Here is a 12086-nt window from a genome sequence, read left to right as displayed (position 1 = left end):
CCGGCGTGCGATTCCATATCCAACAGGAAAGCGACATTCCGGCGTCGACGCAGCTTTACAACCAGATCTGCTTCGCCATCGCAGCGCGGCACTACCCGCCGGGGCATCGCTTGCCCAGCACCCGGCAGCTGGCAATGCAAACGGGATTGCACCGCAACACGATCAGCAAGGTATACCGCCAACTGGAAACCGATGGCGTGGTGGAAGCCATGGCCGGCTCTGGCATCTACGTGCGCGACCAGCAAAAGCCCCGGGAAATCAAGACGCCGCCGCACATACGCAATCGAGGCGTCACCGATCTCGACCGGGAAGTGCGCAAATGTGTGGATGGCCTGCTCAATGCCGGCTGCACCCTTCAGCAGACCCGGGAACTGCTAACCCGGGAGATCGATTGGCGCCTTCGCTGTGGCGCCCGCGTACTGGTCAGCACCCCCAGAGAAGACATCGGTGCCTCAATGCTGATCGCCGAGGAACTGGAACCCTGCCTGGATGTGCCGGTCGAAGTGGTGCCAATGGAGGAGCTGGAGAGCGTGCTGGAAAACTCCAGCAACGGAACCGTGGTGACCAGCCGCTATTTCCTTCAGCCTGTGGAAGAGCTGGCAAAAAAGCACAGCGTTCGGGCGGTGGCTGTTGACCTCAACGACTTCCGCCAAGAGCTGGCCATGCTGAAGGAACTGCGCCCCGGCAGCTGTGTGGGCCTGGTGAGCATCAGCCCCGGCATCCTGCGGGCCGCTGAGGTGATCCTCCACTCGATGCGGGGCAACGAATTGCTGCTGATGACCGCCACCCCGGATGTGGGCAGCCGCCTGCTGGCCCTGCTGCGGGCCTCGAGCCACGTGCTCTGTGATCGACCGAGCCTGCCCTTGGTGGAACAGAGCCTGCGCCAGAACCGCTCCCAACTGATGCGCATGCCCCAGGTGCATTGCGCCGAGAGCTACCTGAGCACCGATACGATCGATCTACTCCGCAAGGAGATCGGCCTGCAGATCCCGGCGGCCGCCAGCTGACACCCCTGCGATGTTTGATCACATCCGTGCCGACCTCGCGATCATCCGCGAGCGTGATCCTGCTGCTCGCGGTTGGCTGGAAATCGTGTGCTGCTATCCCGGCTTCCAGGCGATCAGCCTGCACCGCATCAGTCATCGGCTTTGGAGCTGCCACCTGCCGCTGAAGCTGGCGGCCCGTTGCCTCAGCCAGGTCGGCCGTGCCCTCACCGGCATTGAAATTCACCCCGGCGCCAGGATCGGCCACAGCGTGTTCATCGACCACGGCATGGGGGTGGTGATCGGCGAAACCGCCGAAATCGGCAACCGTTGCCTGCTCTACCAAGGGGTAACCCTGGGAGGCACAGGCAAGGAACATGGGAAGCGCCACCCCACCCTCGCCGAAAATGTGGTGGTGGGCGCAGGGGCCAAGGTGCTGGGAGCGATCACGATCGGCACCAACACCCGCATCGGCGCTGGCTCCGTGGTGGTGCGCGATGTGGAAAGCGACTGCACCGTTGTGGGCATCCCCGGCCGGGTGATCCACCAGAGTGGCGTGCGAATCAACCCACTGGCCCACTCGGCCCTGCCGGACGCCGAAGCCAACGTGATCCGCAACCTGATGGAGCGGATTGATGAACTTGAAAGCACCGTGGGGAACCTGCAGCGCTGCCTGCGGGAGGTGGCAGATGGCCGGGCGCTGCGCGAGGTGTGTCGCGGTGAGGCGCAGAACCTTAAAGATCGAGAAATCCTGGAATTCCTCGGAGACTCATGAGGGTTAACGTTCCGCGACAAGCAAAAGTCCTGAATCGTTTGTCATGACGGCAATCCTGGGAATTTCTGCTTACTACCACGACAGCGCTGCGGCAGTGCTGGTCGACGGAAACATCATCAGCGCAGCACAAGAAGAACGTTTCAGTCGTCGCAAGCATGATCCACGCTTCCCAGAGCAGGCGATCCGCTTCTGTCTCGATCAGGCCGGCCTGAGCATCAGCGACCTGGATGCCGTCACGTACTACGAGAAGCCGCTACTCACCTTTGAGCGCCTGCTGGAGACCTATATCGGTGCATCTCCAAGAGGAGGGCGATCCTTCGTGGCCGCGATGCAAACCTGGCTGAAGGAAAAGCTTTTTCTGAAGCGCACCATTCAGCAAAAGTTGCAGACCATGGCGGGGGATGGCCAAGCGATTCCCCAACTGCTGTTCTCGGAACACCATCTCTCCCACGCCGCTGCCGCCTTTTTCCCAAGCCCCTTTGCATCCTCAGCGGTGCTCTGCATGGACGGCGTTGGGGAATGGGCAACCACCTCAGCTTGGATGGGCACAGGCAATGAGATAAAGCCGATTTGGGAACTCTCCTTCCCCCACTCCCTCGGCCTGCTTTATTCAGCGTTCACCTTTTATTGCGGCTTCAAGGTGAATTCTGGGGAATACAAATTAATGGGCTTAGCCCCCTACGGCGAACCCAAATATGTCGAAACAATCAAAAATAATTTGATCGATATCAAGAACGACGGAACCTTTAGGCTCAATCTTAAATTTTTTAAATTCCATCGTGGTTTTCGAATGACCAGCCAACGCTTCCACGCGTTGTTCGGTCAACCGCCGCGCGACCCTGAGAGCGATCTCAAGCCATTCCATATGGATCTGGCCGCCTCCATTCAGGTCGTCACCGAAGACATCGTGCTCGCCCTGGCTCGCAGCCTTCACGAAGAAACTGGTGCCAAAAATTTGTGCTTGGCTGGCGGCGTTGCCTTGAATTGCGTGGCCAACGGCAGACTGCTACGCGAGGGCCCCTTCGACAACATTTGGATCCAGCCAGCCAGCGGCGACGCTGGATCAGCCCTTGGCGCCGCGTTGGTGACCTGGCACCAGCACTTCAATCAAACACGCACACCCAACTCAAGAGATGCCATGCACGGCACTTACTTGGGGCCAGCATTTAGCAATCAAGACATCTGCAGTTACCTAGAAAGCCAAAACATCCCATTCCAATCACAAAATGATGAACAACTGTTCAACTCAGTTGCGACACTTCTCGATGAAGGGAAGGTGGTTGGCTGGTTCAACGGGCGCATGGAATTTGGGCCTCGATCGCTAGGAGCCCGGTCAATCCTGGGGGATCCACGCAATCAGGACATGCAAAGCGTGATGAATTTAAAAATCAAATACCGCGAAAGCTTCAGGCCTTTTGCACCAGCGGTGTTGGCTGATCATGTGCAAAACCAGTTCGAACTTGACCAAAGCAGCCCATACATGTTGATCGTCGCACCGGTCAAAAAAGAACTGTGTACCCCAATGACCCAAGAGCAAGATCAGCTGTTCGGCATCGACAAACTGAATGTGCCGCGCTCATCACTCCCTGCGGTAACTCACGTGGACTATTCAGCACGCGTACAAACCGTTCATGCCGAAACAAATCCAAGATTTCATGGCTTGCTATCTGCCTTTCACGCACGCACAGGTTGCCCCACACTTGTGAACACCAGTTTCAATGTGCGGGGCGAACCAATCGTCTGCACTCCAGAGGACGCTTATCGCTGTTTCATGCGCACTGAAATGGATGTGTTGGTGTTGGAAAACCAGATTCTTCTGAAAGAAGAGCAACCCAAAGCATCGCAATCTGACAAAACCTGGATGCAAAATTTCGAACTGGATTGATCGTGATGTCGCTTCCCACCATTCCCCCAGCCACGAAGCAGCAGTTGCGCCATTTCGGGCTCACGCTTGGACTGTTGCTGCCCTTGATGTTCAGCCTGATCTGGCCCTGGCTGCATCAAACAGTGTCACCCACCTGGCCCATCCTCCTCGGCAGCCTGTTTGTCGCCATGGGATTGATCGTGCCCAAACGGTTGCAGCAGCCCTACAAATTGTGGATGCTGCTGGGCCACGGCCTGGGTTGGATCAACAGTCATCTGATTTTGGGCTTGATCTATCTGGTGGTGTTGCAGCCAATCGCCATCACCATGCGCCTGCTGGGGCACGACCCCCTGCGGCGATCCTTTAAGCCCGCATTCGACAGCTACCGCGAAAGCTGCACCGACAAGACAGTTAACCTCGAACGACCCTTTTAAACACGGTCGCCCTGACCCATGCGTGACCTACTCGATCTGCTCTCTGATCTGTGGGCATTCATGAAGGCACGTCAGAAATATTGGCTCGCGCCCTTGATCATCACGTTGGTGCTGATGGGTGCACTGCTCGTGTTCACGCAGGGCACCGTCGTGGCCCCATTCATTTACAGCTTGTTTTAACTCAGCCCTAATGCGCAAACTGCTGGTCACCAACCTGCTGGTGTTAGCCGGCTTGCTTGCCTTGGCAGAGGTAATGGCGGCTCTCGTGGCCCAACGGGATGGGGAACCGCTGGCCGTGGTCCGACTGGCACGGCGCTTGAAGCGCTCGATTCCGTCCACAACGCTTGATTCATCCCAAAGCTGTAGCCGACAAACCAGCTGGTCTCCCAACACGCCCTACAGACCCCATCCCACCTTGGGGTACTGGTATCAGCCCAACAGCAGACACACCGCCACGATTCAACTGCCAAACCCCATCGAGCGCCAAGGTATTCAGGGCACAGTCAACAGCTATCAATGGTCGATCACCACAGGGCCCCAAGGCGAACGACTCAGCCGCCCAGCAACAGCAAACAACCTTTCCGAACCCGCTGTCTTGCTGTTGGGCGATAGCTTCATTTTTGGGGCGGGACTCTCCGACAACGCCTCCTTGGCTTGGCAACTGCAAGGTTTGTTGCCCAACCGCCCCGTTTCCAATTACGCCGGGGGCGGGTTCGGCACCGTGCATCAGTGGCTGACCCTGCGCGACGCCAACAGCACACAAAGCCTGATTCCGCCAGTGGTGCGCGAACAACTCAGGGGCGGCCATGTGCTGCTTGGCCATGCCGACTACTACCTCAAACGCAATGTGGCGGCCCCCTCGCGCCTCAAAACCTTCAACCCACGCTGCGGAAGCTTCCAACAACAGCTTCAACGCCAACCTGAGCTCGCCCAGGCTTACACCCATCCGCGTGCTGAGCTTCTCAACGGGGAGCTGAAAATTTCCCAGATTCGCCTCTTCCAAGACCATTCAGGCCCGGATCCCGACGGGACGCACCAGCGCAAAGTCACGATCGCCTTGGTCAATGCCCTCCTGCAAGAAGTGGAGGCACTGGACGCCACTCCCATGGTGCTGTGGTTGCGCGGCAGCGACGACAGCGTTGTGATCGCCCACTATCGCCAACGCGGCGTGGCCGTCTTGGATCTCAGGGGGAAGAGCAACCTCTGGATCAACGACAACCTCGAACCGTTTGACAACCATCCCGGCCCGCTCAGCACCACCCACTGGGCCGCAGCTATTGCCGAACAGCTGACGACCCCATGAGCCAGCGACCACCGCTCACCCTGATTGTTGGCATGCATCGCAGCGGCACCTCGCTGCTGGGATCACTGTTGCCGGCCTGCGGCATCGCCATGCCGGGTCCGTTGATTGCCGGTGACACCCACAATCCAGAGGGCTATTTCGAACGCGCCGACATCACCGCCCTGCAGGAGCAGCTGCTGATTGATCTCGAGCGCTGGTGGCCCTCACCGCGGGGGATGGAACCCCTGCCCAAGAACTGGCTGACCAGCAAGCCTGGACAGATGGCTCTAAGGGATCTGATCGCGCTGTTGCAGGTGGAAGCCGAGCGGCAGCAGGGTCCCTGGGCGATCAAGGATCCCCGCAGCAGCCTACTGCTGCCGCTTTGGAAGCAAGCCTGCCTGACGCTGAAGATCCCTCTGCAACTGCTGCTGGCCGTCCGCGATCCTGCTGAAGTGATGGTGTCTCTGGTGCGACGGGATCAAGCCGTGACCGGGATGGATGGATGGCGGGCCCAGCGCCTGTGGTGGCACCACAACGCCCAGGTGCTTCGCGATGGCGCAGAGCTGCCGCTGCAGGTGGTGAGCTACAGCCACTGGTTCAACCCTGGTACGGCACTACAGCAGCTGTACAACTTGGCGCCAGAAGCCTCCGAAGAGCTACGGCGCCAAGCGCTGGACTGCGTGAAACCCCAGCACCGCCGCAGCCACGAGGGGCCGCTGACCACACCCCTGGCCAGCCCAATTCAAAAGATGCATCACCAGCTGCAGCAACTGGCCATGCAGCCAGTGGAGCGACAACCAGCCGCGCGTCAACGACTCGAACGATGGATGCAGCAGCAACCTGAGCTGCCGGCTCAGGCACCCTTGCCACGCCGACGCAGCCGCTTCAAACGCAAACTGAAAACATGGATTGGCCGACCACCGTGCAATCGGGTTGCAGACCATCCATGGGGGTACCTCGCAGAGGTGATGTGCGGCAGTCAGGGTCCCGCTGCGGAGCACCAACTGCAGTTCTGGGAGGAGCAGGGATTCCGCAACTTTGAGCTGGAGAAATTCGCCACTCTTGCCGGCCCTGTTCCAGTGGCTGAACCCTGGAATCCAGGCGACGACAAGATCAAAATCCAAGTGCGTGGGGGAGGCCCGAATCAGTGGGCCTCCCACGCCTGGATCCAGCACTGCCCGCTTGAGAGCAAGGTCAACGCAGCACTCGAAATCGTGCCCCTGGGCTGCCACGGGGCTAGCCCGATCGCAATCAACCTGAAGGACGTTTGTCCCGGCCCAGGAGAAGTCCCCACGCTCCAGCAGCTAGCCCTGCTGGAGCGTGTTTGGGATCCCGATCATGATCGTGTCAGGCTGCTGCGGCAGTTTGGGATCAACGCCTCCTGGCTGAAGCCTCAAGCAACGCCGAACAACTACCTCCTCCCCACCAGTGAGACGTGGAAGGACTGTGCTTCAAAACTAGGACTGCCTGCCCCGCAAGATCTCGCCGCTATCGGCACAACCCTTTGCCTTGGAGATGCCGGACCTGCACTGACCCGCAACCTGCAACGCCCCCTGCTCGGAATTCCAGGGTTCCATGCTCTCCCCATTGAGGATTCACAAACAGCGCGTCTGATCGCTCAGTGGCTTCAAGGGTGCCTGGAGCTTGAAGTGGGACTTGTGGATGTGCAGGGGCATCAGGGAAAAGAGCGGTTGCCGGGATGGCAAGCGCTGCTCCAGAACCCCAAGAAGAAGACGCCCGTCCTGATTGTTAACCAGCCCATCGGCGCTGATGAATTGCTGGACGAACTGCAGTGGTACCGCCACGGCTGCCCCCCTCCAGAGCCTTGCCACACTCCTGAGCCGGAAATCAGGGTGCTGTTCGACCAGGGAAGCGCTCAAAGGGCCAATGGACTGAGCGTGTGCATCAGCCTCCATAACTACGAAACCCGAATTCTGGACGCTCTCAACAGTGTGCTGACACAAACATGCGCGTCCTCCATCGAGCTCATCGTTGTGGACGACGCCTCGAGTGATAACAGCGCCCAGGTGGTGCGGTTATGGATGCAAGAGCATCATCAGTTCATGGGTCGCTGCCTCCTGCTGCAGCACGCAACCAACGGCGGCCTGGCCTCTGCGCGCAACACGGCTTTCCGAGAAGCCACAAGCCCCTGGTGCTTTGTGCTGGATGCTGACAATCAGCTGGATCCCCTGGCGCTGGAGCATTGCAATCAACTCGCCCAGCAAAGCGACACAAACTGCGCAGTGATTCACAGCCTGGTGCGTGTACAGCCTGAGGCGGGGAGTAGTGATTCGCGGGTGCTGGTGAGTGACGCACCATGGCAGCAACAGCTCTTCCGAGGGGGCAATTACATCGATGCCATGGCCCTGATCAGGCGTGAAGCATGGAAGTCCGTCGACGGCTACACACATATCCCCGGTGGCTGGGAGGACTTCGACTTCTGGTGCTCGTTGATCGACCACGGTTGGCACGGACTGCTCTGCCCCCAGGTGCTGGCCACTTACACCAGCCACGACCGCTCCATGCGTGCGGAGAGCACCACAAAACAAGAACGTCGCCTGAGTCGCCTGTTGCAGTCCCGGCATCCTTGGCTCGATTTGCCGCAATGCCATGACCAGGCAATCTGGCCGGCAGCGAAAAATTAGGTTTTCTGAGTTTCTTGCCCCGGCAGAGGAAAGCGCTGCAAGCGCGGCGGCCAGGAAAGTTGGAAATCAGGATGATCCAAACTCAGATTGGGGTTGTAAGCCGGATCGGCCTGCAGTTGTTCACCCCAGCGCTGCTGCATCCAAGTCACTTCTGATACAAAGCGAGCAGCTTTCTCAGGGCTCAAATCCTGGCCACGACTCACCGACTCGTGATGGATGAGCTTGGCGGCACCGACATAAACGTTGTAGAGACCGATCTCGCGAAGCTTCAAGCAGAAGTCGACATCGTTGAACGCCACCTTGAGATGCATGGCATCGAGACCGCCCACTTTCAAGTAGTGCTCCCTGCGCACCACAAGGCAAGCGCCAGTCACAGCCGCCATCTCTTGGTTCAACTGCGCTCTGGAGAAATAGCCCGGATGCTCGCCAGGCCAGCCGAGGTGAGCATGGTTGGCGACACCTCCCACACCAAGCAACACACCCGCGTGTTGCAGAGTGCGATCGGGGTAGAGCAGACGTGCACCCACCGCACCCACGCCGGGTCTCAACGCCTGAACCACCAGGGCTTCGAGCCAGTCAGGCTCAACCACCTCAATGTCGTTGTTGAGCAGACAGATCAACGCGCCCGTGGCTTGCTCCACGGCTTTGTTGTTGAGCGCTGAGAAGTTGAACGGGCTGGGGTCACGCAGCACGCGGATCTTGCCCTGCTGCTCCAGCCCTGCCAGGAAGCGCAGCGTGGCTGGATCATCGGAGCCGTTGTCCACCACCAGCACTTCAAGATCGGGGTAGCGGGTGATGCGAAGCAAGCTGTTAAGACAAGGCTCGAGAACCTCCAGACCATTGCGCGTGGGAATGATCACGCTGACCCGCGGGGCGGTCTCCGGCAGCGCTAGCTCAACTCTGAATCCAAGCGGACTCCAGCCCACGGCCTGCAAGGGCAGCTGCTGACGCTGAAGATGTTCAGTGATGGCACGCTCCGCGGCTTTCACCGTGTACGGCTTGGCCTGAGCACCCCCTGCCGTGCTTTCGGGATGCACACGCCAGTGGTAGAGCACCCGCGGAATGTGCACGATCTGATCACGGCGCAAACGCTCACTGCAACGCAACACCAAGTCGTGGTCTTGTGAGCCCTCAAACCCCTCACGAAAGCCACCCACAGACCGCACCAGTGCGGTGCTGTAGATGCCGAGATGGGAAAAGGTGTTCTGGGCCTGCATCAGCAGGGGATTCCAGTCCCCCTTGAAGTAGGGGTCAAACCGCTTCTCATCCGGACTGATCTTGTCTTCATCGGAATAAAACAGCCGCGCCTCCGGATGGGCCTTGATGGCCTGCGCTACCCAAATCAAGGCATCATCGGGCAGAAGATCATCGTGATCCAGCAAGGCGAGCCAGGGCGCTTGCACCAGCTCCAAAGCGCTGTTGGAACTGGCGCAGATGTGCCCATTTCGCTCCCGGAACACCACCTGGATGCGGGAATCAGCTGCCATGGCCGCTTCCAGCAGCGGGCGGATGCGGGGATCTGTGGAGCAGTCGTCGGCGATGCAGAGCTGCCAATGGGGGTAAAGCTGCGCTTGAACCGAGGCGATCGCCGCCTGCAACCACTCGGGCTTGGGGTTGAAGACTGGCATCAGCACAGCGATCTGAGCAGGTTCGGCCAAAGCCTCGGCCCAGGCCTGCATGGCCTCCTTCTCCAAATCCGTGGTGCCAAATTCGGAGAGCCAAGCCTCGTAATCCACCGAAAAACGCAGCGGATCGCTGAGGCGGCGCAAACGATCCAGGCTGGCCCGTGGCCCTTCCTTTAAGGTGCGCCAAACAAACCGCGGCAAACGCAGAACAGCCCCTGGTTCCCTACGCAGCACCTGAGCGGAAGTGCGCAAGCGGCGGAGCAGGGAACGGACCTTCATCGGGGCAACCAAGCCAGCAGACCGTATAACCCCAGCGTTCGCAACGGCCCGTGCTTGCTCGGGCGTTGCTGATCAGAAAGCTTCAACAACGCCAACCATCGGCGTCTGCGTGGCAGCTGCAAGAGAGCCGGCAAGGCAGACAGCCGCTGGCCATAGCGCTGTTCAAAGTAGTCCGCCTGTCGTATGGCTGCTCGCGTGTGGCCGCCGGCTGAAGGATCAGCCAACAACTTTTTGGCTCGTTGCACCCAGTAGCTGAGCCCCAGGCCCTGAGCACCCAGCACATTGGCGCCATGCTGGCGGTAAAGAACTGTTGGGTCTGAGAGGAATGTGATTTGACCCAGATGACTGGCCACCAGAGCCAACCACCAGTCGTGCATCAACGCTTCAGCTGGAATCGGCAAAGCCTGGTTCAGGAGTGCGCGGTTGAGGAGCACAGTGCACCCCGTCACCACATTGGTGAACAGCAGATGCTCGGGGGACGTCCGCAGCGGATCCAATCGCTGACGCTGCAGATAAGTGCATCCGAGTGCGTGCCCATCAACGTCGATCAACGTGAGGTCACTGTGAACCAACAGCGGCTGTTCAATTCCATGGCGCCGCTCCACTTGCTGCAACAAGGCAAAGGAAGCCTCCAATTTGTGAGGTAGCCATACGTCGTCTTGATCCGCCAAGGCCACATAAGGCGCTTCTGTCGCCTCGAGGAGCCGGTTCACATTGGCGCTGCAACCAAGGTTGTTCTCAGAAGGAAGCAGATGAAACCAGGCTCCGTAGTTCTGCTGGAGCTCCGCCAGTAGGGCCTGCGTGCCATCGGAAGAGCCGTCATCACGCACCAGCAAGCGTTGGGGCCGGAGCGTCTGCTGGTGAATTGAAGCCACCTGCTCTGCGAGATAAGCAGCACCGTTAAATGTGGGGAGAACAACCTCAATCACCAGAGCGCCCAGCCCCACTTGCGGAAGTAGTGCCAAGCACTGGTGAGGTTCACGGCCATCAGCCCAAGGTTGCGGTAGTTGCCCCGGCCCCAGCCATGAACGACAGATGCAACCGGCAGGTGCACGCAACGGCCATCACGGGCCAGGCTGCGGGTGAGGTCGGCGTCTTCTAAGTAGAGGAAGTAGCGCTCATCGAAACCACCGGCGCGGCGGAACGCCTCGCTGCGGATCAGCATGCAACAACCGCTCAGGTAGGGCGCTTCAAACACCTCCTCGTAGTTCTGATCCGCCATCACATACCAGCGGTCATAGCGCTTCAGCCAACCGGGCTTGAGCCCATTGGGCAGGAAGCGTCGGCTGAACAGTCCCAGCACTGTGGGGTGGTGTTTGCAAAGCTTCTGAGGGGTGCCCTGCTCATCGAGGATCTGCGGCACCGCCAGGCTCACCTGCGGATGCCGTTGCAGCCAGGCCAGCAACTGCTCAAAGCTGCCGGGCTCCCAGGAAAGATCGGTGTTCAGCACCCCGATGTAGGGGGGCAACGGCCCCAGGCTCACCACCAACCGGTTCACTGCACGGCCGTAGCCAGGGTTGTCGGGATTGGCGAGGAACAGGTCGGCTGCGGCCGCGAGCTGATTCACCGGTTCCCCCGGCTGATGGTCGTTCACCACCACGGCATAGCCCACCTCAGGCGGCAGCTTTGCCAGGCAATCCTGCAGTTGCTCCACCTCCAGAGGGGACGGGTGATACGCCACCAACAGCAGCAGCAGTTGGCGCTGAGCCGTGGCCGACGCTTGGGGCACGGACAGGTCAGCCCTGGACATCTGTTGTGCCACCGGGGATCGCGCCGAGGCCAAGGCGGCTTGACGCCGGGCCAACGGATGCAGCCAGCAGCGCATCAACACCCCCCAGCAACCAAGCGCCAGGCCCAGGATCAGCAGCGTGCTGCGGTGAAACCAAACCGCCGTGACGGGGACATTGAGCAGCCAACCCGCCAGGACCGCAAGGAGCAGGGCACTGCCCACCACCAGCAACCAGCGCTGTACCAGATGCCGGAATGGCATCCAGGGCCAGCGCAAGAAGGAGTAACCCCCAAAAAACCAGGCCAACAGCACAAACCCCAACCCGAAGGCCATGCCATCGGCACTAAGCACCAGCGCGGGGCTGTGATGCAGGAACTGCGTCGCCAGGAGAGCTGCGAGCACCAACCCCACAACGTCAAGGCTCAGGCTGATCCAAAGCAGTGACGAGCGCGTCTTCATCCAGCTCCCGA

At 59.8% G+C, this 12086-nt stretch carries 10 protein-coding genes; 7 read left to right on the top strand and 3 right to left on the bottom strand.

Going from position 1 to position 12086, the window contains the following annotated elements:
* Positions 1 to 5 precede the first annotated feature (5 nt).
* The 7 genes from SynM161_RS00500 to SynM161_RS00470 are packed head-to-tail and all read left to right on the top strand — an operon-like array spanning position 6 to position 7983.
* On the top strand, positions 6 to 1007 hold the full coding sequence (locus tag SynM161_RS00500; protein ID WP_038556721.1) for a GntR family transcriptional regulator: 1002 nt from the start codon (positions 6 to 8) through the stop codon (positions 1005 to 1007).
* A 10-nt stretch (positions 1008 to 1017) separates the two neighbouring features.
* Complete coding sequence (gene cysE, locus SynM161_RS00495) at positions 1018 to 1758, top strand: serine O-acetyltransferase (RefSeq protein ID WP_186541656.1); 741 nt, start codon at positions 1018 to 1020, stop codon at positions 1756 to 1758.
* Positions 1759 to 1801: 43 nt separating this feature from the next.
* Positions 1802 to 3643 (top strand): carbamoyltransferase, encoded by a 1842-nt coding sequence (locus SynM161_RS00490; protein WP_186541655.1) that lies wholly within the window; start codon positions 1802 to 1804, stop codon positions 3641 to 3643.
* 5 nt (positions 3644 to 3648) lie between these two features.
* Positions 3649 to 4056 carry an SxtJ family membrane protein gene (locus tag SynM161_RS00485; protein ID WP_222930178.1) on the top strand — a complete coding sequence of 136 codons (408 nt, stop codon included), beginning with the start codon at positions 3649 to 3651 and terminating at the stop codon, positions 4054 to 4056.
* Between the two features lie 18 nt (positions 4057 to 4074).
* Positions 4075 to 4236: a DUF5989 family protein gene (locus tag SynM161_RS00480; RefSeq protein WP_186541654.1), complete on the top strand. Its 162-nt coding sequence runs from the start codon at positions 4075 to 4077 to the stop codon at positions 4234 to 4236.
* Positions 4237 to 4246: 10 nt separating this feature from the next.
* Positions 4247 to 5359, top strand: coding sequence for a hypothetical protein (locus SynM161_RS00475; protein ID WP_186541653.1), 1113 nt, complete (start codon positions 4247 to 4249; stop codon positions 5357 to 5359).
* Positions 5356 to 7983: a glycosyltransferase gene (locus tag SynM161_RS00470; protein ID WP_186541652.1), complete on the top strand. Its 2628-nt coding sequence runs from the start codon at positions 5356 to 5358 to the stop codon at positions 7981 to 7983. The genes SynM161_RS00475 and SynM161_RS00470 overlap by 4 nt, the downstream gene beginning before the upstream one ends.
* Here SynM161_RS00470 and SynM161_RS00465 read toward each other — a convergent pair.
* Genes SynM161_RS00465 through SynM161_RS00455 form a run of 3 tightly spaced genes read right to left on the bottom strand, consistent with a single transcriptional unit; the run spans position 7980 to position 12075 of the window.
* A complete protein-coding gene (locus SynM161_RS00465; protein ID WP_186541651.1) occupies positions 7980 to 9887 on the bottom strand; it encodes a glycosyltransferase family 2 protein in 1908 nt (635 codons plus the stop codon). The two genes, SynM161_RS00470 and SynM161_RS00465, sit on opposite strands and share 4 nt — an antisense overlap.
* Positions 9884 to 10816, bottom strand: a complete 933-nt coding sequence (locus SynM161_RS00460; RefSeq protein WP_186541650.1) for a glycosyltransferase family 2 protein — start codon at positions 10814 to 10816, stop codon at positions 9884 to 9886. Before SynM161_RS00460 ends, SynM161_RS00465 begins: the two co-directional genes overlap by 4 nt.
* The gene (locus SynM161_RS00455) at positions 10813 to 12075 is read right to left on the bottom strand and encodes a glycosyltransferase family 2 protein (protein ID WP_255441823.1); all 1263 of its coding nucleotides are present in this window, start codon (positions 12073 to 12075) and stop codon (positions 10813 to 10815) included. The genes SynM161_RS00460 and SynM161_RS00455 overlap by 4 nt, the downstream gene beginning before the upstream one ends.
* Between the last annotated feature and the right edge of the window lie 11 nt (positions 12076 to 12086).

Source organism: Synechococcus sp. M16.1 (assembly GCF_014279895.1).
In the GTDB taxonomy this organism is placed as follows: domain Bacteria; phylum Cyanobacteriota; class Cyanobacteriia; order PCC-6307; family Cyanobiaceae; genus Parasynechococcus.
This window is presented reverse-complemented; position numbering and strand designations above follow the sequence as displayed.

Excerpts from the sequence above, each read along its gene's own strand:
- SynM161_RS00475 (WP_186541653.1), top strand. The coding sequence starts at position 4,247 with ATGCGCAAACTGCTGGTCACCAACCTGCTGGTGTTAGCCGGCTTGCTT.
- SynM161_RS00480 (WP_186541654.1), top strand. The coding sequence starts at position 4,075 with ATGCGTGACCTACTCGATCTGCTCTCTGATCTGTGGGCATTCATGAAG.
- SynM161_RS00485 (WP_222930178.1), top strand. The coding sequence starts at position 3,649 with ATGTCGCTTCCCACCATTCCCCCAGCCACGAAGCAGCAGTTGCGCCAT.
- SynM161_RS00455 (WP_255441823.1), bottom strand. The coding sequence starts at position 12,075 with ATGAAGACGCGCTCGTCACTGCTTTGGATCAGCCTGAGCCTTGACGTT.
- SynM161_RS00465 (WP_186541651.1), bottom strand. The coding sequence starts at position 9,887 with ATGAAGGTCCGTTCCCTGCTCCGCCGCTTGCGCACTTCCGCTCAGGTG.
- SynM161_RS00490 (WP_186541655.1), top strand. The coding sequence starts at position 1,802 with ATGACGGCAATCCTGGGAATTTCTGCTTACTACCACGACAGCGCTGCG.
- SynM161_RS00470 (WP_186541652.1), top strand. The coding sequence starts at position 5,356 with ATGAGCCAGCGACCACCGCTCACCCTGATTGTTGGCATGCATCGCAGC.
- cysE (WP_186541656.1), top strand. The coding sequence starts at position 1,018 with ATGTTTGATCACATCCGTGCCGACCTCGCGATCATCCGCGAGCGTGAT.